General features: G+C 38.1%; 16 protein-coding genes and 1 pseudogene. 4 read left to right on the forward strand and 13 right to left on the reverse strand.

What is annotated here, in order from left to right; all coding sequences use genetic code 11:
- Positions 1 to 132 precede the first annotated feature (132 nt).
- The 4 genes from AN490_RS07635 to AN490_RS07650 all read right to left on the reverse strand — a co-directional run bounded on the left by AN490_RS07635 (position 133) and on the right by AN490_RS07650 (position 4,522).
- Entirely contained in the window at positions 133 to 1,077 is a 945-nt protein-coding gene (locus AN490_RS07635; RefSeq protein ID WP_300001405.1) for a GDP-L-fucose synthase, read from the reverse strand.
- 20 nt (positions 1,078 to 1,097) lie between these two features.
- Entirely contained in the window at positions 1,098 to 2,177 is a 1,080-nt protein-coding gene (gene gmd / locus AN490_RS07640; protein ID WP_300001407.1) for a GDP-mannose 4,6-dehydratase, read from the reverse strand.
- Positions 2,178 to 2,508: 331 nt separating this feature from the next.
- Positions 2,509 to 3,267: a sugar transferase gene (locus AN490_RS07645; protein ID WP_300001532.1), complete on the reverse strand. Its 759-nt coding sequence runs from the start codon at positions 3,265 to 3,267 to the stop codon at positions 2,509 to 2,511.
- A gap of 112 nt (positions 3,268 to 3,379) precedes the next feature.
- Positions 3,380 to 4,522, reverse strand: coding sequence for a glycosyltransferase (locus tag AN490_RS07650; RefSeq protein WP_300001409.1), 1,143 nt, complete (start codon positions 4,520 to 4,522; stop codon positions 3,380 to 3,382).
- 192 nt (positions 4,523 to 4,714) lie between these two features.
- Between AN490_RS07650 and AN490_RS07655 the strand changes: the two genes are divergently transcribed.
- The 4 genes from AN490_RS07655 to AN490_RS07670 all read left to right on the forward strand — a co-directional run bounded on the left by AN490_RS07655 (position 4,715) and on the right by AN490_RS07670 (position 13,334).
- Positions 4,715 to 5,647, forward strand: a complete 933-nt coding sequence (locus AN490_RS07655) for an NAD-dependent epimerase/dehydratase family protein (protein ID WP_300001411.1) — start codon at positions 4,715 to 4,717, stop codon at positions 5,645 to 5,647.
- Between the two features lie 327 nt (positions 5,648 to 5,974).
- Positions 5,975 to 8,533 carry a dynamin family protein gene (locus AN490_RS07660; RefSeq protein ID WP_300001413.1) on the forward strand — a complete coding sequence of 853 codons (2,559 nt, stop codon included), beginning with the start codon at positions 5,975 to 5,977 and terminating at the stop codon, positions 8,531 to 8,533.
- A 176-nt stretch (positions 8,534 to 8,709) separates the two neighbouring features.
- Positions 8,710 to 12,123 carry a molecular chaperone gene (locus AN490_RS07665; RefSeq protein ID WP_300001415.1) on the forward strand — a complete coding sequence of 1,138 codons (3,414 nt, stop codon included), beginning with the start codon at positions 8,710 to 8,712 and terminating at the stop codon, positions 12,121 to 12,123.
- A 122-nt stretch (positions 12,124 to 12,245) separates the two neighbouring features.
- The gene (locus AN490_RS07670) at positions 12,246 to 13,334 is read left to right on the forward strand and encodes a hypothetical protein (RefSeq protein ID WP_300001417.1); all 1,089 of its coding nucleotides are present in this window, start codon (positions 12,246 to 12,248) and stop codon (positions 13,332 to 13,334) included.
- An 18-nt stretch (positions 13,335 to 13,352) separates the two neighbouring features.
- On the opposite strand, the gene AN490_RS07675 is transcribed toward AN490_RS07670, so the two are convergent.
- From AN490_RS07675 to AN490_RS07715, 9 genes and pseudogenes are all read right to left on the reverse strand, one after another.
- Positions 13,353 to 13,742 (reverse strand): HNH endonuclease signature motif containing protein, encoded by a 390-nt coding sequence (locus AN490_RS07675; protein ID WP_271835250.1) that lies wholly within the window; start codon positions 13,740 to 13,742, stop codon positions 13,353 to 13,355.
- The gene (locus tag AN490_RS07680; RefSeq protein ID WP_271835249.1) at positions 13,739 to 14,089 is read right to left on the reverse strand and encodes a hypothetical protein; all 351 of its coding nucleotides are present in this window, start codon (positions 14,087 to 14,089) and stop codon (positions 13,739 to 13,741) included. The genes AN490_RS07675 and AN490_RS07680 overlap by 4 nt, the downstream gene beginning before the upstream one ends.
- Before the next feature lie 18 nt (positions 14,090 to 14,107).
- Positions 14,108 to 14,320: a hypothetical protein gene (locus AN490_RS07685; RefSeq protein WP_300001421.1), complete on the reverse strand. Its 213-nt coding sequence runs from the start codon at positions 14,318 to 14,320 to the stop codon at positions 14,108 to 14,110.
- A gap of 147 nt (positions 14,321 to 14,467) precedes the next feature.
- Positions 14,468 to 14,935, reverse strand: a complete 468-nt coding sequence (locus AN490_RS07690) for a hypothetical protein (protein ID WP_300001423.1) — start codon at positions 14,933 to 14,935, stop codon at positions 14,468 to 14,470.
- 25 nt (positions 14,936 to 14,960) lie between these two features.
- Positions 14,961 to 15,608 carry a hypothetical protein gene (locus tag AN490_RS07695; protein WP_300001425.1) on the reverse strand — a complete coding sequence of 216 codons (648 nt, stop codon included), beginning with the start codon at positions 15,606 to 15,608 and terminating at the stop codon, positions 14,961 to 14,963.
- A gap of 81 nt (positions 15,609 to 15,689) precedes the next feature.
- A complete protein-coding gene (locus tag AN490_RS07700; protein ID WP_300001427.1) occupies positions 15,690 to 16,352 on the reverse strand; it encodes a hypothetical protein in 663 nt (220 codons plus the stop codon).
- Between the two features lie 171 nt (positions 16,353 to 16,523).
- Positions 16,524 to 19,307 (reverse strand): preprotein translocase subunit SecA, encoded by a 2,784-nt coding sequence (gene secA, locus AN490_RS07705; protein WP_300001429.1) that lies wholly within the window; start codon positions 19,305 to 19,307, stop codon positions 16,524 to 16,526.
- 141 nt (positions 19,308 to 19,448) lie between these two features.
- A pseudogene (locus tag AN490_RS07710) lies at positions 19,449 to 19,985 on the reverse strand (cytochrome C).
- Positions 19,986 to 20,119: 134 nt separating this feature from the next.
- Positions 20,120 to 20,767, reverse strand: a complete 648-nt coding sequence (locus tag AN490_RS07715; RefSeq protein WP_300001431.1) for a flagellar motor protein — start codon at positions 20,765 to 20,767, stop codon at positions 20,120 to 20,122.
- Between the last annotated feature and the right edge of the window lie 29 nt (positions 20,768 to 20,796).

Genomic DNA, 20,796 nt, shown 5'->3' on the forward strand with positions numbered 1-20,796 from the left:
CATACCACAGGGATTAAAATCCCTCGTGTCGCTTCCCTCTGTTGGGAGCCAAGCCACGCTCGTTTCCCACTTACCGCGAGGTCTTATGAAGGCATTCCCAGTCGGAGACTGGGAACGAGATGAGGAGATAATCTATGCAGCGTTTTTACGCCACCAATCAATAGTATTTTTCAAGCCTTGTCTAAATTCTACTTCAGCAGTGAAGCCAAAAGCCTGTTTTGCCCTTTCCGTATCCAAACAACGTCGGGGTTGACCATTGGGTTTGTCGGTTTCCCACACAAGTTCACCCTCATACTCCATCAATTCGCAAATTAAGGTAATTAGATCTTTGATAGAGATTTCGTAACCAGTTCCTAAATTCACGGGTTCAGCATCATCATAAAACTGAGTTCCCATGACTATTCCCCGTGCTGCGTCTGTAGAATACAAAAATTCACGGGTAGGAGAACCATCACCCCACACAGGAAGTTGTTTTTCTCCCCTGGTTTGGGCTTCTTCCACTTTGCGAATTAAAGCGGGAATTACATGAGAACTGCTGGGGTTGAAATTATCTTCAGGTCCATACAAGTTCACTGGTAACAGGTAAATACCATTAAACCCATACTGCTGACGATAAGATTGTAGTTGGACTAAGAGAGCTTTTTTTGCCACTCCATAGGGGGCGTTAGTCTCTTCTGGATAACCATTCCAGATGTCATCTTCTTTAAATGGTACAGGGGTAAACTTAGGATAGGCGCAAATAGTTCCTACACAGACAAACTTTTCTATCCCTTGTTGATAAGCTGCATGGATTAACTGAGTTCCCATGATTAAGTTATCGTAAAATAACTCGCCGGGTTTTTCTCGATTCAGACCAATGCCACCAACATGGGCAGCTAGGTGAATGATAATATCCTGTTGATTTGCTGCCCGTTGGCAATTTTCCCATACTCGTAGATCACAATCGTGCGATCGCGTTACAGTAATTTTCTCACTGTTAGCGCCATGCTGACATAATTGATCTATCACCTGACGGCCGAGAAAACCCGCCCCACCAGTGACAAGAATTCGTTTATTTTCTAATTCTAAGGCTGTCATATTATTATCCTTGATCTGAATTAAAAGTGTAGAGATCCCAATTCTTGACGGGTAGTAGCAATATCTTGAGGGTATTTTGCACCATTACCATTAGGGGAAGTACAACCCACAGCTTGTAAATCAGCTTCTACCATTAGCGCAACCAGTTCTTTAAATGTTACCGATGGTTGCCAGCCTAATTTTTGCTGTGCCTTAGTCGGATCACCAATTAATAAATCTACTTCCGCAGGACGCAGATAACGTTGATCAAACTCTACGTATTTCTGCCAATCGAGATTAACATAACTAAATGCTAACTCCAGAAACTCTTTTACTGAATGGGTTTCACCGGTTGCCACCACATAATCATCTGGCTGCTCTTGTTGCAACATCAACCACATTGCTTTTACGTAATCTTTGGCATAACCCCAATCTCTCTTGGAGTCCAAATTACCCATAAAGATATTTTTTTGTTTACCAGCAACTATGCGGGCTATGGCTCTAGTAATTTTGCGGGTAACAAATGTTTCTCCCCTTCTGGGAGATTCATGATTAAAAAGAATACCGTTACAAGCAAATAAATTGTAAGATTCGCGGTAATTTATGGTTTGCCAGTGAGCGTACACCTTAGCACAAGCGTAGGGACTGCGGGGATAAAAAGGTGTGGTTTCACTTTGGGGAACTGCTTGCACCAAACCATACATTTCCGAAGAACCAGCTTGATAGAAACGGACTTCAATCCCAGTGCGGTGTTGATAATCGCGGATTGCTTCCAATAAACGTAATGTCCCCATACCTACAGCATCTACTGTATATTCAGGTGAATCAAAGCTCACCCGGACGTGGGATTGAGCGCCTAAATTATAAATTTCTGTAGGTTTAACTTCTTCTAAAATCCGCCGCAGTGTTGTTCCGTCTGTCAAATCACCATAGTGAAGAAACAGCCTTGCGCCCTCGTTATGAGGATCTTCATACATATGATCAATTCTGTCTGTGTTAAAGGTGGAAGTACGGCGAATAATCCCGTGGACTTCATAACCTTGTTCTAGTAAAAGTTCAGTTAAATAAGAACCATCTTGACCAGTAATACCAGTAATTAAAGCCCGTTTTCTTTGTGTCATGCTTGGTGATGCCTTGTTATTTTTAGTTGAAGATTACAAACAGTCTGATATAAACTAGCAGTTAATTGATATAACTGCCCAATAGACAGGCTGCAAATATTAGTTGCTATTACAAGTTAAAGGTCAACAAATATTTTTGCTAAAAAACACTTTAACAAATAATTATAGGTTTAGTTCAATTAATATTTTTAATTTCAAGTGTATCAATTATTGCCAGTAATAAAAATTCCTTGAGCCGTATATATGAGTAAGAATAAATTTTATACCTTTGCTATCGAAAATAGTTTTTGGGGCATAATGTTGCCCCATAAGATGGAATTTGCGTACTTACTTAGTAAGCTCCTTTATTTTTGGGCATAATGACAACATTAACTGTTTTCAGGATGATCCACAAATCAAGCCAAAAATTCCTAAAATTGACATAATGGAGGTCTATTTGCACCCGGCGAGGATATGGAATATCATTACGCCCGGATACTTGCCACAAACCAGTAATTCCAGGACGAATCGTTAAAACATGATTGATATAATCACCATATTTTATTAATTCTTCCGCTACTAAAGGTCTTGGCCCAACTACACTCATATCTCCTTTGAGAACATTCCAAAATTGGGGAAATTCATCTAAGCTGGTAATTCGCAAAAAGTGACCAATTTTAGTGATTCTTGGGTCTGTTTTCAGCTTAAAATTGTCTTCGAATTCTGCTCGGAGGTTAGGTGATGTAGCCATCATTTCGACAAGAATTTCGTCAGCATTTTTGACCATGGTGCGAAACTTAATGCAATTGAAACTGCGGTAGTTTTTGCCCACCCGTTCTTGAACATAAAAGATCGGACCCTTTGAGCTTATGGCTATCAATAAGGCCAATATCATGTAGATGGGAGAAAACAAAATCAAGACCGACAATGAAAAAACTATATCAAACAGTCGTTTAAAAAACTCTCCGTATAAACCCTGAAAAGATAAACTTCTGGATTTCACCTTTGGCTGTTTAACTTTTTGACCACGTTTTGATAAAACAGTCACAGATGTACTGTTATCCTTCCGCGGGTATCGTTTGCCGGAGAGGAGTGAACTCTGGGCAGTCATCATACTCCTTTATAATCCACACCACACATAGTCCCAATCTTAAAGCTAAAAGGCAGTAATTTTGAGGAAAAATTTGCACTCTTCTGAGAAAATAAATACAAAAGGCCGATGTTTACTTTTGGTAAACTCCTTTTTCACGACATTCATTCACAAAACCTAGATAACGTTCTGCAAAAACCTGGCGAGAAAATTGATTAGCGTGTGTTTGTATATACTCGTAATTGTATAAATGCTCATGATCTACAAATTTTTCTACGGCATCTACTATAGCTCCTACTGTCTGGATTTTAAATAATATACCAGTTCCTGTATCAGGATGTGTCTGAATATCTCTCACTGTTTCTAATGCACCACCTGCACCATAGGCAATTACGGGAGTTCCACAAGCTTGGGCTTCAACTAGGGCAATGCCAAAGTCTTCGCAAGCTGCATAAACAAAGGCTTTGGCACGGGACATATAATTTTTGACGATATGATCGGGTTGCCATCCTAAGATTTGAATGTGTGGTTGGGCTATTTCCCGTAATTTGTTCATTTGAGGACCTGTACCAATAACTATCAAGGGTTTTTTGAGGCGATTAAAAGCCTGAACAATTAAGGAAACTTGTTTATAACTTACTAGTCGGGAAACTATCAGATAAAAATCCTCTTTTTGCGAGGAAAAGAGACATTCATCAATATTCACTGGTGGATAGATGACGGTTGCTTCTCGACGATAGCACCGCCAAATTCGTCTAGCTGTGTGTTGTGAATTGGCAATGAAGTAATCCACCCGGTTGGCACTGATTACGTCCCATTGCCGCAAATTATGGAGGATTTGGCGGGTGATCCAGCCGATTGCTCCTTGCCCTAGTTTGCTTTGGTTGAGATAATCAAAGGTTAAATCCCACGCGTAGCGCATGGGGCTATGGCTATAGCATATATGCAATTGATTAGGGGTGGTTAAGACTCCTTTAGCTACAGCATGAGATGAAGATAAAATAACTTCATATTGTCGCAAATCCAATTGCTCAATGGCCAAGGGTAATAGGGGTAAATATTTTTGGACTCCTTGACGGGCTTGGGGAAATTTCTGTAAAAACGTTGTGCCAATTTGACGTTTATACAGGTAACTTTCTGGATTGCTGGATTCAAAATCAATCAGGGCGTATAAATCAGCGTCAATGTGATTTAATATTTCCTGGACTACGAGTTCTGAACCTCCTGTGGCTTGAGGGGTTAACCACTCATGAACTAAGGCATATTCTAAGGACACGGTTAAGTTGAATGGGTGGAAGGTAAGTAGGTGAGCATTAAAAATTGTCGTTCGGAGACGGCAGGGGGAAAGATTTTGATCTCTCTAGATTGAATAGAAGATATAATCCTACCAAAAGATGTTCCTCTAGTGATACTACAACCTGATAACCTCTACAGATAAGGGTGATTTTTATTCAGGAATTAGAAAGTTATGCGGATTCTGGTTATTGGTGGAACTCGGTTTATTGGGGTGTATTTGACTGAATTACTGATGAAAGCTGGACATGAGGTGGTTTTGTTCAATCGTGGTAATCATGCTGCACCTGCGGGGGTAGGACAAATTATAGGCGATCGCACTAACTCAACTCAACTTCAAGAAAAGTTAGCACCAGAAAGTTTTGATGTCGTTTTTGACAATAATGGTAGGGAACTAACGGATACACAACCTCTGGCAGAAATTTTTCAAGGACGGGTCAAACATTTTGTTTATATGAGTTCTGCGGGTGTTTACCTCAAATCTGACCAAATGCCCCATTTAGAAGGGGATGCTGTTGATCCTAAGAGTCGTCACCAGGGTAAACATGAAACGGAAGCTTACCTCAAGCAGTTGGGAATCCCCTTTACTTCTATTCGTCCTACTTATATCTACGGACCGCAAAATTATAATCCTTTGGAAAGTTGGTTTTTTGATAGAATTGTACGCGATCGCCCGATTTGTATTCCTGGGAATGGAATGCACATCACTCAGCTTGGTCATGTCTGGGATTTAGCTCAAGCGATGACCCAGATAATTGGGAATAATCAAGCAATTGGACAGATTTATAATATTTCGGGCGATCGCTTTGTCACTTTCGATGGGTTAGCGCGTGCTTGTGCTGTAGCTGCTGGTAAATCTGCCGATGATGTAAAAATCGTCCATTATGATCCGAAAAAGTTTGATTTCGGTAAACGGAAAGCTTTTCCGATGCGGGTACAGCATTTCTTTGCATCAGTGAATAAAGCACAGATAGAATTAAATTGGCAACCTAAATATGATTTGATTTCTGGTTTGCAAAATTCTTTAGTAAATGATTATTTAATCAATGGACAAGATAAATTAGAAGTTGATTTTTCTGTAGATGATGAGATTTTGAAAGCTGGGTAATTTCTGGCAATTGCCGGGGTTTAGCATTGCTTATTGGTGTCAACTTAACGGTATAAGTAGGTTGGCGTTGAAAATTGTCGTCATAGCAAGGCAAGAGGCAAGAGGCAAGAGGCAAGAGTGAAGAGGGTTTGGGCGATTTTACTTTTCTTTACACAGATTGGTTTTATTGTGTTCACCTACTTAGATGAAGATTAGAAAAACAAAGAACAAAGAAATTCCCGCTTCCGTCTTGCGTCTTGCCTGTTTTCGTGGCACCACATAGGAATAGTTTTGAGGTTTTGTGTTATAACCCAGTTGTGAAAATGAACTCAAACGAAAGACTACTCTATGGAACCAGATAAGCTGGCACGATTGAAAGAGTACGGTGAATTTATCCTCCGCAAAATTGACTCAGTTCCCCAGCGCCCTTCCCAGGAGGAAGATTGGGTTCCCACTAGCCTTGATGATTGTCTGCTGCGGCTGCGAGAGGCAGCAGAGAAAACTGTGGAACTGGCCAACTCACCGGTAAAAATTGGCATCATGGGGGAATTTAGCAGCGGTAAAAGTTTGCTGCTAGGAAGTCTCATTGGTTACGCAGACGCTTTACCCGTGAGCGAAAATCCGACAACCGGTAATGTCACAGCTATTCATATTAAACCCCAGGATGGTTTTGCAACTACCCAGGCAAATAATTATACGGTAGAATATTTATCCCATGAAGGGGTAAATGAGTGCTTACACTTCATGCTCAAAGAAGCAAACCGTCGCGCTGCGTCCGCTGGGGTGACACCTTTACAGGTAGCTAAAATTAAAACCGGTAAGGATATCAGTATTTGGTGTGAGGAAGTTTGGAAAAGTTCCAATAATTTAGAGTTGCGTTATTTGGTGCGGGAGTTAGTGTTATTTTTGCGGGCTTATCAGGCTTATGGTGAGGCTTTATGCGGTCGTCTTTACCCAATTGATGGGATTACAGCCCGTGAAGGTTTACAACTGGCAGAAATGCCCATGGCGATTCAATCTCTGAAATTTGAGGATTTACCACCAGCGAATGTTCGCTTACCAAATGCGCCACAAAGGTTAGGAACGCAATTATTACAAACCAGTTTTCCCTTAATTCGTCGTGTTGATATTGATGTGAAAATATCACGAGAAATTTGGGATGTTACAGGTGCAGAAGAATTTGTCCTTTTAGATTTTCCCGGCTTGGGTGCAGCTAATTCTGGAACTAGAGATACATTTTTATCCTTGCGAGAATTGGCACAGGTACAGACAATTTTAGTCTTACTTAATGGTAAATCACCGGGGAGCGATCGCGCCAATAAAATCTTCACAATGATGCAGCAACAGCGTCCAGGACAAGACCTCAAGGATTTAATTCTTGTCGGTGTGGGACGTTTTGATCAACTGCCTTTAGAAAGTGAAGGAGGAGAAAGGGAACTAGATTTATTAATTGCTAATCAATCTGATTCTCAACCCTTACAAACAAATGCAGTTTTCCAAAAATTGAAAGTTCTCAAAACCATTATTGATGGGGCGGAAGCATTTACTTCTCAAAAAGATAGAATTGTCTTATTATCGCCACTATTAGGATTGTCTGAATTTGCCAAACGTTCTAGTCAAATTAAAGCAGGTTCTGAGGAATTTCTTGCCAATTTAGATTATCCTGATTATCTAGAAAGACCGAAAAAATTACAACAGAAATGGGGTGATTTAAGTGAAGCTTTATTAGCAGCAGATGGGAGGAGTCAATTAGGAAGACAATTAGGTTATTTTGCTCAAGATGGTGGGATTAGTAAATTAAGAGAATTGATTCAAACTCATGTTGCTAATCATGGCTTAAAGCAATTGTATGAAGATACCCGTCGGGCTGCTGATGTGATTCGTCAACAACAAGAATATCTCAAAGAAATTATTGCCGAAATCCATGAACAAGGCATACCCACAGTTGATACTCCAGCTTTACTAGAATTAAGATCAGCCATAGAAAGTTTAGATAGAACCTACAGAAACTTTCAGAAAGATTTAGGTAAAGAACAACTGAAAGATAGAAGAGGAATTGTAGTTAGTGATGTCATTAAAGATGAACTAACTTTGAAAATTTTGAATTGGAGTCAGTGGACATTATTATTTAATAAAATTCAAAATGGCACAATTACCTTAGCGGAATTTAAAGGTGCAGCGGGGAAATTATTTGATAGAGGAAATCGGGTAAATACCTCCATACCAACTAAGAGTGATGACTTTTATCCAGCTTTCGAGAAAACCGTTAAAGAACTGGAGAACTTTGCGAGCGATCGCATTCATCAAGCTGTGGTAGACTTATTAAGCTCATTGGCACATCAAATTACCTTAGAACGGGAAAAACTGCAAACCATTCTTATCCCAGAAATGGAACAAGAAATTGAATCAAAATTTGGACTTGAAGAAGCAGATTTATTTTATAAACTCCTACTAGGATCTGATCCTCGTCAATGGAAAGAAGCCATTATTGCCGAAATCAATAACCATGATCAAAGTATCAAACCAGAAAGTATTTTTCCCCTAGCCAGACAAGATGAAAAACACAGTGTAGGACAAATTTTTGATTGGTCACCAGAGAGAAATCAAAACCCATCAAGAAGCGCAAATCATCAACTTTTCGTCTTACGACTGCGAGATGAAATTACCGCTAGTGCTAGTCTTCATCTCGTGCAGTATGTGAGTGAAAGTAATCAGCAAGTAAATATAGAAATCAATGGAATTTTAGATCAAATTATTCCCAGCTTGCAAAACCTTTCCAAAAAAGAAACACTACTAAGATATATTGCTGCAAGAGATTCACAAACCGAATTAGCCATTCCAGCTTGGCTAGAGATCTTAACCGATATTGCCACAATTAATGAAGAAGAATTATTTACCTGCACTTAATTGGTACTTCCTTATTCCTTCTTCTTTCTTCTTTCTTTCTTCGTGTTCTTCGCTTCTTCGTGGTTCATTTAATCCATATTCTTCTATTAAGAAAAGAGTAAACCTTTAGTTATCAAATAAATTTAGGGAAATGCACTATCAATGAAATATTAACAAACAAAAAAGGAACATCAAAAATGCCTGTGGAAATTCAGCTTCTACCTAGCTTTAAATTAGGTGTGAAAGAAAACACACAGTTGCATCTACCCACCATCCAAATTGTCCCTATTAAAAGCAACATACCGTACATTTCTCGAATTACCTGCATAGTTAGAGGTACACCAAATGAATTAGCAGCACAAATTCAAAAAAGTTATAGACAATTTCACACAGCCACACCCAAACAAATTTATAATATTTCTCAATTAGGACAAGATCCCTGTCAGTTAGATGCACCTTTAATCACAATAGTTGATTGTACCTTAAAGGTGATTGTCGAATATTTTGATTCTGACGCTGGGGGAAAACCAAATTTGTCCATATCTAATCATGTATGTGCTGAATGTGATCTTTGGTTTATACCCAATTTACAAAAATCATCAAGTTCATCTACAAAAAATCATCTACCCATGAATACTTCACAATTTGATCACTATTTGAATAATTTAAGTCAACAACTCAGTGAAAAACTCAACGAAAAACAAAGAAAAAGATTTCCTGGTTGGTTAGCGTTAGATTTTGGTACTTCCAACTCCACAGTGACACTTTTTGACCCCATAGAAGTCCCCATTGCCGAAGTTTTACCCAGAGAACAAGAACTGAGATTAAGAGAACGCATGGCGGAATGGTTCAATTCCTCCCCAGATTTAGCCTTACCAGATGTTAGTAGTAGTGAGTGGGAAAAATTTCTAGTTGATATTAGCAAAAACTTAGCAATAGAATCAGATCAATTAAGTGAAATTTTTGAAAGTGATAACAAAGAATTATTTTTAGAAGCAATTCGCCAAATTGAATTATGTTTAGGAACAAGTGATAGATTTCGGCGGGCTGTTAGCAAGAAACTTTATGCTATATATCACGAAGTTTTCCGCGTTCCCACATTAGAATCACAAAATTTAATTCCCGTAGTTTTAGATATTGATAGACGCAGTACAGAAATTCCCAGTGAAATGGAAGTATCGCAATTAATTCCCTTAAAACTACGCATGGGTAGAGACGCAAGAGATAATAGAAAAAAAGCCATAGCCCAAGGAACAACTGTTTCAGTTAAAGAAATTATTAGTAGATTTCATCATTCACCCAAACGCTATTTTGGACAAGATCGATCTTTCCCAATTATCTTAGAAGAAGATGAAGAAAACATTCAAGTTAATCGCCTCATTCAAGCAGCTTGGGCGCAATTAATTGAACTAACAGAAGATTATCGGCAACGGGCTAGACGGATATTTTCAGAAGGCGATTTTTTAACAGCAGTTGTTACCTATCCCACCGTTGCCCCTCCCGTAGTTCGCAAAGAAATTAAGCAATTAGTCCAGGAATTAGGCATTGATGATGTGCAAACAGCCTATGACGAAGCTGTTTCTGTAGCTATCTTTTTTCTGTGGCGAGAATTTGGCGGAAATCTGAATATTGGGATTGAATCTTTTAAAACTCGCTGTCGTCAAAATGGGAATAAATGGTCACAAAATGTCCTGGTTTTAGATATTGGTGGGGGTACAACAGACTTAGCTTTAATTGAACTTACTCTAGAAGATAAAACTCCCTTCTTTGCAGATCATGAAGATAGAGGTTTAGGAGGACGTTACTATAAACTTACTCCCAAATTATTAGGTTCTTCGGGACATTTACAATTAGGTGGTGAATTAATTACTTTACGAATTTTCCGACTTTTAAAAGTTGCAATTTCTGATTTTCTGCTGACCGCAGTTACCACAGGTGACATTGAAAGCGATAAATTAGAAGACTTAATTAACTCTGAATTAAATGACCGTTTTTTAGAAGATGGAAAATTTAAAACTGGTAGTTTATTAAAATGTATAGATAAAGAAAATCCCGAAGGTGACGTTGCTTTTAAAGATGCCCTAGATACAGCGGAAAAAGTCTTACCAACTCGTTGGCAACAAGCCACCCAACGCCTACAAACCTTTTACACATTGTGGGATCATGCTGAAGCTGCTAAACTCAAATTAGGGCAAAAACCACCCGCAGATGGTTCTTTATTAACCTTCACTTTAAATGAACAACAAATTGGTGAACTTCTTGCCCAAAGTGCGATTAAATTTCAAGTTAGAAGTTCTGAATCTATTTCTCTAACTTTAGATCATCAGCAATTTGAACGGGCAGCAACTTCTTCAATTAAAGAAGCCATTGGTATTGCAAAAGGCTTAATGGAAAGCCGTCTTAATTCAGAAACAAATCAAAAAGTAGATTGGTTAATTCTGTCTGGAAAAACTTGTAACTTTAATCTTGTTCAACAACAAATTTACGAAGAATTTAGTAAATCGCCTTATTTTGTTTGGAATCCCGAACGAATTACTTTTGTTTTAGAATTTACCAAAATTGCCACTTCCGCAGGTGCTTGTTATGCCGAAAAATTGCGTCGCTTTCGATTTGATCCAGAAGAATCTAAAAATCTGTTACGCAAAGGTGCAAATCAACTAGAAATTGATGTCAAAAACCTGTTTTATTATCTTCCTTGTAACTTCAAACGCAAAACCCAAAGTAACGAACCATTAGCCATTTTTAATGCTGGACAAGAACTATATCAACTTGCACCTTGGGATACTGTTGCTAAAGTGCGGACACCTTGGCAGGGCATCCAATTAACAAATATTATCCATCGTCAAGATTATGAAAATGGCACTTTTCGCCTGTGGGGTAGTTTCGACGGTAAAATATTGATGGATAAATTGGGTATGGAAGAACAGGAATTTCTCAAAAAAATTAAAATCCAATTTGAGATTGACCAAGCTTTACAATTTAGCGTTTTACTATGCCGAGGTAATCCCCATTATTTAATAGATGTGGTTGGCATTGATATTAATTCAGTCATATCTAAATCTACTGAAAATACCTTATTTACTGATGGTAATTTAAAATGGAATATCGCCATAGAAAACCATCAACACAACTTAAATGATGGTGATATTGCTGTTAATGTTTTAGAATCTGCCACAGTTGATCAACCTCATGCTTATCATTTAGTATTTGCAGTTGATAATAATGAAAGTAAATCAATGGAAACATTTCATTATTTACAAGATGGTGTCAAACAACCAGGAACAGGATTAATCAGTAAACCTTTGCCATCATTTCCCCAAAGTGGTCAACACACCTTCTATATTTATCAAACTGATAGTGATACAAATACCAAAAAATGGTTACGGATTGGCACACTCAGCAGACCGGATATTATCACAGATTATCCTTGTCAATATCATGTGACTCTTGATAATACAGGCATATTAAGAATGCACGCTGGGGCAGTTCCTTATTGGACATCTAATAATCAAGAATGTCTAGAACAAGAAGGATGTGTTTATCGGGCAGAATTGGAATTACAACCTAACGAAGTTGATAAAGAACGTGATCCTTTTTGTGGTATTCATTAGCTTTAATTCCGTAGGTTGGGTTGACGTAAGGAAACCCAACATTATCAATAATTTTATGGACTTTTGTTGGGTTGCGCTGTCGCTTAACCCAACCTACTTTTTATTTTCATCCTGACAAAATTATGCAGAATTTACATAAACTACTAAATACAAAAAACTCAGAATTAGCCAAAATATTACGGTTTAATTTATATGGATTAGCCGCAACTTTAACCAAAGCAAATCAAGAATATCCGCTTGATACCGGATTTCAGCTATCAGAAGAAATTCTCCAAGAACTTCATCAATTATTAGATCCCCGACTTCTTCAAGAAGTCGGGGATCTAAAACAACCTCAGTTAATAAAATTAAAAGATGCTTTTAATGATGATTCAGAATTAAAATCTTATCTTGGTAATTCTTGTATTCAAAGCCAAATTGATGCGGAAATATGGAACGAAATTCATAGAAAACTGTTGCGAGTTCCTGAAGATGTAGCTACATTTTGGCGACATAAGGCTTTAGAATTAGCGCAAGAAGTAGGTGCAGTTGTAGATAATATAAATCTGGAGGAATTACCATTTGTCCGTGATGAAATTATCTATCCAGGGTTAAGTGGTACAGTTAAGGCCAAAGGATTATGTTTATCTCAAACAGCTTTGGTAAATTCAGAAATTGCCCAAACTCATCTTTCTGAAAATTTATATTTAATCGCCGGATTTTTACTTTTATATATTAAGTTTATTGAGATAGATCCAGAATTACATCATGCTTTAAAAAGTGTTTTTAGCTTTGATGTAGTTTCTTTACATTCTAAATTAGAACAACGTCATCAATATATTGACACATTAAGCGATCGCTTTCACCGCCTGCAAAAATCCGAGGAAAATACTGATACTATTTTAAATTTATGTGCCTGGATTGACATAGATGAAGCCATTCATTCCTTAGTATTTATCCCCCCGGCTGAACGTTATTCTTGGTGGGGAAAATTACAAAAAGAATCTCGTCGTATCCTTAGAAAAGCCGCTGATAAAGCTATGAAAGCAGGTAATGAAGTCCGACTCAAACAGTTATCAGGACTGTATGGTGATGTTTGTGAATTTTCTAAAGATGACTTGCAATTAGACTGTGGTGGTAATCCAGGTGAAGTATTAACTTGTTTGCGAGTCTATACCAAAATTAATCAGCAAGAGTATCCGGGAAGGGTGATATTTCGGACTTTAAGGTAAGAGAATAATTGAAAATCATTACAACCCTCTTTCAGCTAGTCTTTCTTCATTATTTATTTGTAACAACTTGACTGTTGTACGTCCTTCAGCAGTTAAACCAACCAGAAGCAGTTCTGAAAAGGTAAAATGAAAAGCCCATGCTTGAAGACGGGGGTTGAATAAAAAGCTAAAATCTCCCGTTTTTGGGTCGAATGAACCTAAATCACTACCTTTATAGCGGTTACAACGCCAACAGGTGAGAGCTAGATTATCAGCATTTGTTTCACCACCATGCTTTTCAGCTATAACGTGGTCAATTTCATGGGAAAAGAAGGCAATTCCTGCGGGTAATAAGCAATATTCACATTTATAGTTTGCCCGTTCTTCTACTAAGCGGCGAAGTGCAGCCGGAATGTAGGATGTACTCACAGTTTACTAGTCAAATAAGATAAATTACCAGCTTTAATCATCACAATTAAGTGTTCAATACGTTCATACTCATCCAGTTCTTTTAACTCTCTGGGGTTAATATCACCTGCTTTATTACGTGCTAGTAAAGTACGTAACCTGTCTTGCATTTCCGGTGTGGGTTTAAATTCAGCAATTTGTTGAGGAGTGGGGTTACTGGCAAGAAAATTAAGGATATATTGGTAAATTTGTGTTGGTATTGCTGGTTGTTGAAGACTCAAAGCCAGTAGTTCTGGTAGGCGTTCATTGCCTATTTGCGCTATTTGTTGAGATAGTTCTTCTGATACTTCTAGGGTAATTTTTGGCATATATTTTTCCAAAGTGGATTATTTTCTATCTTGTAATTGTTCTATTGCTTCACTCATTAGCTGTAAGTCTTCTTTAGGTATTGAACCTGCAAAAGGCAGTAATTGTTTACCGGGAACACCTTTGATTTTTGAACTTGTCAAATTGCGGGCAAATTCTAGGACTTGATATTGCAAGTCTTGAGGCATAATTTTTAATTGTTCAATAACTTGGTCAGCAATAGATGTAGTCATAATATTTTTTTCTAGCCTTGTTAAATACTATGTTATTGGAAAATCAAAGTCAGTCAAGGGTAGACCTTGCTACCACGATCTGAAAAGTCAGACCTCTTGATTGATAATTTAATTATAATATATCTAGTTTATAATCTAACAATTCTACTAAAGTAGATTCTTAATTTCAGGACTTACACCACCAGATGATAAATAAAAATCTTGAATTTTCTTGACGTACTCGTAAATAAGTTTGTGCAAACCTGAATCAAAATTTGAAAATCCTTCCTCTGATAAATCTTCATTTTCATATTGCCAAGCTAAATGACCTGGACATGGTTCTTTCTCGTTCCAAATTTTCTTATCTTTGTCTGTTGGAGTAATACTTTTGTCCCAGATACGAATTATGTAGTTATCATTTGGCCATTTGAAGTAAACTCCTAGCTCAATAAAAGATTTTTCTAAGTTAGCATCTACGATATACACCCTTAATGAAGCATCATTTTCATCATATTCATGGCAAACTGTTAACTCGCATTTATTAGATTTATAAGCCTGAATAATTGACCCTGAAATATATATCAAGTTATTTTCAAGTTGGCAATAATTAAAATCAGTTCTTTTCTTTTCTGTCATGATTTTTTACAACCTTTTCTAAATCTTATTCTGTTACTTGGCTGATTAATTTAGTAGTTAGCCAGTCATAAAAATTTTGTATTAGCACAAAGTAGTCATTAACTAAATTTAGAACTGACAAACTTTCACGTCCCTTTAAATAATGGTTAAATTTTTTCCTCCATTTACTCGATTTTTTAAGATGTTCAATATTTATTTTCATGCTGAAGTCTATATCTCTATCTATTGAAAACCCAATTTGTAATTCTTTTAGAGGTAAAGTATAATGTAGAGTGTATTGGCGTAAATCTTTGACAAACTTGCTGATTGACTGACTTTTTATATATTTTTCTTTTTTTTCATCATACTCATTTCTGAACTGGGAGTATAATTTTTCAATTATTTTATCTGTATGATCAAATAGTGATTCTGTAGCTGCAATAAAATTATGAAATAGCCTTGAGGTTTCATCAATCAAATCTTCTTGGTTCTTTCTTTCGTAAAAATTGTACTTTTTTAAAGACTCTTTTGGGTCTTGGAGAGGTTCTAGATATTTTGTTAATACAATATAATTACCATAAAAGACATGATAACTTGCTTGCAATGCCTTTAAGTTTCGATAAATGTCTGTTTCTTTTGATTTTTGTATAAAATCAAAACGTTTATACAATTCGTTTTTATGGCTGTAATCCATCGTAATTCCTATCTTCATTCTAAAGAAAACTGCACAATTTCCAATATTAGCTTTTTAGGTTGAATTGATATATTGATATTTTTACATAATTCCTTTTTTCATTTTTTGAAGCTTTTCTATATCTGCTTTATGAATATTATGTTGTTTTTCGGTAAGCCATGTATAAAAATTTATTATTAACTCATAATATTTCTTGACTAAATCTTCCAATTTTGTACTGTCTTCAAGTTTGTTTAAATAATCTTCCGAATCTTCCCAAGGTTTCCAGTATTCCGATTCTTTAAGGGTTTTCACATCTATTTGGATACTGAATAGTAAATTGTCTGAAAAAGAGTTTTGTAAATCTAAGATAGGTAACTTTTCATGCAGAGTATAATTACGTAAATTTTGTATTAAATTTCGTTCATGATTATTTCCTAAATCTTCTTGTAATTTTTTTTGATATACATCTTTAAACTCATGATTTGAGTATAACTTTCTGATTATTACCCTAGTATGCTCGACTAATGAGCCAGCAGATGCGAGGAAATTATGCAATAGTCTTGATGTTTCATCAATCAAAGCTTCTTGATTTTCGCTTTGCTTATGAGCATAATCTAAGTATTGTATTAATTCATGATAATTACCATCAAATAAACGAAAACTAGCTTGCAATACCAATAAGTATCTCACAATTTCCATTTCTGGTGATTGTGCAATAATGTCAAACAGGTTACCATTTTCGGTTTTATAACTATACTCCATATAAATAAATGCCTATATAGTTTCAAAGATTATAACAGCTTTAATCCTTCCCTTTTCTTCCCTCTTCTTCCTTTGCGCCTTTGCTCCTTAGCGACTTTGCGCGAAACAAAAATAAAACAAAGACGCAGAAAACACCCTCCGTGCCTTGTGCGTCTCTGTGAGAAAAAAACCTTAAACCATCTCAGCAGTTTGCTGCGCTTGAGGCTGGAACATAAACAGAGAATAAACCACATCACGGCGGATATTAACCATCATATCCAAGAACAACTCATAACCCTCACTCTTATACTCAATGAGCGGGTCTTTTTGCCCATAACCACGCAAACCAACAGACTCACGCAAAGCATCCATTTGTTGCAGATGCTCCCGCCACAAAGTATCTATGCGTTGGAGAATAAAAAACCGTTCCGCTTGGCGCATTAAACCCGGTTGAATTTGGTCAATTTGCGCTTCCTTCATATCATAGGCAATCCGCGCTTGTTCATGGAGGAACGCTTTAATTTCCGGTACTCCCATATCCTCCAACTGTCCAGACTGCATATCAGCCAACAGGTAAACAAACTCCTTCACCTTATCTACTAACTTTTCTAACTCCCATTCTTCCGAAGGTAAATCAGGGTTGATGTAATAATCAACGATGTCGTCCATCGTTTTTTCTGCGTATTTTATCACCTGTTCCTTCAAATCCTGACCTTCCAACACCCGGCGACGTTCCGCATAGATAGCCCGCCGTTGATTATTCATTACCTCGTCATACTCAAACACCTGTTTACGGATGTCGTAGTAATAGGTTTCCACCTTTTTCTGTGCGCCCTCTAAGCTGCGAGTTAACATACCTGATTCTATCGGCATATCTTCTTCCACTTGGAAAGCATTCATCAAGCCAGCAACGCGATCGCCCCCAAAGATGCGTAATAGGTTATCCTCTAAACTGAGGAAAAATCTTGTCGTTCCAGGGTCGCCTTGTCTTCCCGCCCGTCCGCGTAACTGGTTATCAATTCGTCGTGACTCATGACGTTCCGTTCCAATTACGTGCAAACCACCTCTGTTGACAACGTCATCATGTTCGCGGACAGTAAATTCTTCATACTCGTGCTTAACCTGCTGGTAAGCTGCCCGCAATTTCTGAATTACCAGGTCATCTGTCGGGGCTTTTTCCGCCGCCACAGCTACCTTCTCTTCTGCTTCCAATTCCGGTAAACTGCGCTCACCATAAGCCTTCACAGCCACCTCTACAGCCGCTTTTAAAAGCTGTTCTGTTTCTTTTCTTAATTGGGTGGGGAAAATTTCTGGAGAAGCCCGCCAAGTTTTCACCTTTTTACCAGGAACAAAGCCTTGTCCGCTACCGCTACCACCGATAGGTAGTCCAGAAGCCCTTTGCATCCCAAAACTATCATCATCTTCGGGGCTAACAATGCGAGGCATAAAGTATTCCCGCAGTTTCAACCGCGCCATATACTCAGAGTTACCACCCAGGATAATGTCTGTACCCCGTCCTGCCATGTTGGTGGCGATAGTTACAGCCCCACTGCGTCCAGCTTGGGCAATAATTTCCGCTTCCCGTTCCACGTTTTCTGGTCTAGCGTTAAGTAACTCGTGGGGAATTTCCATTTCCTTGAGGAGTCGGCTAAGAAGTTCAGATTTTTCGACACTGGTTGTCCCTACTAACACAGGTCTACCATTTTCGTGCATTTCGGCACATTCTTTCGCGATCGCTCCCCACTTCCCTGGTTCAGTCTTAAACACCATATCAGACAAGTCTTCCCGTCTTCTAATCCGATTAGTGGGAATAATCGTCACTTCTCGTTTATAAATCTTTTCAAATTCCACCTCTTCCGTTTTCGCCGTTCCCGTCATTCCCCCCAACTTGGGATAGAGCAAAAATAGATTTTGATAGGTAATTGTCGCCAAAGTTTGGGTTTCTGGTTGAATTTCTACGTGTTCCTTGGCTTCAATAGCTTGGTGTAAACCATCACTCCATCGTCGCCCTGGTAATACCCGACCTGTAAATTCATCCACAATCACAATTTCGTCATTGCGGACAATATAATTCACATCTTTGAGAAATAATTCCTTAGCCTTAATCGCATTAAACATAAAATGCGCCCAAGGGTCTTCTGGGTCAAACAAATCGGTTACACCCAACTGATTTTCCGATTCTGCAAAACCCTCATCTGTCAATAGAACGTTACGATCCTTTTCATTAACTTCGTAATGTTCATCCTTTTGCAAACTAAAGGCAATTTCTGCCGCTTGTAAGTATTTTTCCGTTGGTCTTTCCACCTGACCAGAAATAATTAATGGAGTCCGGGCTTCGTCAACTAAAATCGAGTCTACCTCGTCAATCACACAGAAATTAAACGGACGTTGTACCACCTCAGCCATTGAAGTAGCCATATTATCCCGGAGATAATCAAAGCCTATTTCGCTGTTGGTGACATAGGTAATATCACACTCATAGTTTTTTTGGCGCTCACTGGGGGTCATAGTGGACTGAATTAGCCCTACACTTAACCCTAAGAACCGGTGTACCTGACCCATCCATTCCGCGTCCCGACGCGCCAGGTAATCATTGACGGTAATCACGTGGACACCTTTACCAGTCAGGGCATTTAAATAACTTGGTAGGGTAGCTACTAAAGTTTTCCCCTCACCAGTTTTCATTTCGGCAATTTGCCCAGTATGCAGAATTATCCCACCCTGAAGTTGCACATCAAAGTGTCGCAATCCTAAAACACGCCGTCCTGATTCCCTAACCACAGCAAAGGCTTCCGGTAAGATATCATCTAGGGTTTGTCCATTGGCCAACCGTTGTTTAAACTCGACGGTTTTCGCTTTTAACTGTTCATCAGACAGCGGCTTAATATCTTCCTCTAAGAGGTTAATTTCTGTAATGTAAGGTTGGTATTTTTTAAGTTTACGAGCGTTGGGATCGCCCAACAAAAGTTTTAGCATGGCAGTTTATAGAATTAAATCAAGGGAAATGGAGATTTAAGCTTTAGCTATATAATTATAGACTTTGAATGTCATTGGTAATTGGTAATTGGTCAGTGGTCATTCGTCATTGAGAAAATTCTTCTTCCTAAACTCCTACCCCTACTTCCATTCTGGACTAAGGCTGCGGAAGTCGTACTTATCAGCATTAAAATGACAACTCACACAACTACCCATATTTATAGGAGTGGGTAATTTGACACCAGGATGCAAAGCCTTAAAATAACGAGAGTCCTTGAGACGCTAGGGTGTTGTTTCTTCCTGTAGTTGCACACGGGAAAAGGTGTAAAGATATTTTGATACTAAAAGATGTTCAAGTTTGCCTAAAGGCTTAATTTGTACGCCATAGTGCTGGGAGTCTTGTAAAAGGTTTTTCCAAGTTTAACTAGGAAATACAGCCGGTGGTAATGCGATATGACAAGATGAGCAGTTTTCTAAATACAGTTCTTGTCCTGGTTGGTATTGTGCTGGTACGACATCAACAGTTCCAATTGAGTCTACAGGATTTGCACCGCGAGCGCTGGTAGCGAATCCTAATATCCAGCCCATGGCCACACTCCAAGCAAAAATCACCAGCATGACGATAAGTAGTTGGCGTTTTAGTCGGCGGTGGGATTTGCTTTTTGCTACATTTGACATAAGGTTCTCAGTTAGGAGTTCAGGAGTTCAGACGGAAGAATTAGATCAAATTAGGAATAGTCTCGAATCTGGGAAGGTGATAGATTTTTGATGGAAGGGGGAAGGCAAAATTTTGATAGATGAAGTATGATTTTTTATCTAACTTCTCGCACTTCTCCCAACCGTGTAAAACGGATTTCAATTCGTCGTCGAGTGACATCCTCTTTCCGCGCTATCCCTGCAAATTTTCCATTTGGTAATATTAATTGTGCCGCAGAATAAGCACGAAATGATAGTCCAGATAGTTTACCTTGTTTTTTCTGGATATCACCCAGAACCTTCACAACTGATAAAGCCCGCATTAATCCCAAATCAGCATTAGAACCAGCTTGTAGTTTTCCTACTTGTAAGTTACCACTAGCTACATTTTCTAAATTTACATCTAAATTACTTGTTACTTTACTATTAGCTTGTCCGTCTGTATGTCCGATTATTTCTACTACATTAATCCCATATTGTTTAGTTCTAGCTTCTATTTCCGGTACTATTTGGTTAAATATATAAGTTGACATTTTCGCAGGAATTTCCGCACTACCGGAAGCAAATCTATAATCACCTTGATCTTTTATGATTATGATTGGTGGTGTATCTGTTGACCCCGGATCTTTAGTGATTTGTGATATGATAATAGTTAAAAACAAAAATAAAATCAATATCATAAACGCATTAGACATTAAATCAGTAAATGCTGGCCAAACGTTTAGATCTTCATTATATTCTGTGTAGCGTGAACGACGAGCCATAATTGCAATGTTTTATTTTTGTAAATTTG

Source organism: Anabaena sp. AL09 (assembly GCF_001672255.1).
In the GTDB taxonomy this organism is placed as follows: domain Bacteria; phylum Cyanobacteriota; class Cyanobacteriia; order Cyanobacteriales; family Nostocaceae; genus Dolichospermum; species Dolichospermum lemmermannii.

Coding starts and splice junctions, on each gene's coding strand:
- AN490_RS07635 (WP_300001405.1), bottom strand. CDS start 1,077: ATGACAGCCTTAGAATTAGAAAATAAACGAATTCTTGTCACTGGTGGG.
- gmd (WP_300001407.1), bottom strand. CDS start 2,177: ATGACACAAAGAAAACGGGCTTTAATTACTGGTATTACTGGTCAAGAT.
- AN490_RS07645 (WP_300001532.1), bottom strand. CDS start 3,267: ATGACTGCCCAGAGTTCACTCCTCTCCGGCAAACGATACCCGCGGAAG.
- AN490_RS07655 (WP_300001411.1), top strand. CDS start 4,715: ATGCGGATTCTGGTTATTGGTGGAACTCGGTTTATTGGGGTGTATTTG.
- AN490_RS07660 (WP_300001413.1), top strand. CDS start 5,975: ATGGAACCAGATAAGCTGGCACGATTGAAAGAGTACGGTGAATTTATC.
- AN490_RS07665 (WP_300001415.1), top strand. CDS start 8,710: ATGCCTGTGGAAATTCAGCTTCTACCTAGCTTTAAATTAGGTGTGAAA.
- AN490_RS07670 (WP_300001417.1), top strand. CDS start 12,246: ATGCAGAATTTACATAAACTACTAAATACAAAAAACTCAGAATTAGCC.
- AN490_RS07680 (WP_271835249.1), bottom strand. CDS start 14,089: ATGCCAAAAATTACCCTAGAAGTATCAGAAGAACTATCTCAACAAATA.
- AN490_RS07685 (WP_300001421.1), bottom strand. CDS start 14,320: ATGACTACATCTATTGCTGACCAAGTTATTGAACAATTAAAAATTATG.
- AN490_RS07690 (WP_300001423.1), bottom strand. CDS start 14,935: ATGACAGAAAAGAAAAGAACTGATTTTAATTATTGCCAACTTGAAAAT.
- AN490_RS07695 (WP_300001425.1), bottom strand. CDS start 15,608: ATGGATTACAGCCATAAAAACGAATTGTATAAACGTTTTGATTTTATA.
- AN490_RS07700 (WP_300001427.1), bottom strand. CDS start 16,352: ATGGAGTATAGTTATAAAACCGAAAATGGTAACCTGTTTGACATTATT.
- secA (WP_300001429.1), bottom strand. CDS start 19,307: ATGCTAAAACTTTTGTTGGGCGATCCCAACGCTCGTAAACTTAAAAAA.
- AN490_RS07715 (WP_300001431.1), bottom strand. CDS start 20,767: ATGGCTCGTCGTTCACGCTACACAGAATATAATGAAGATCTAAACGTT.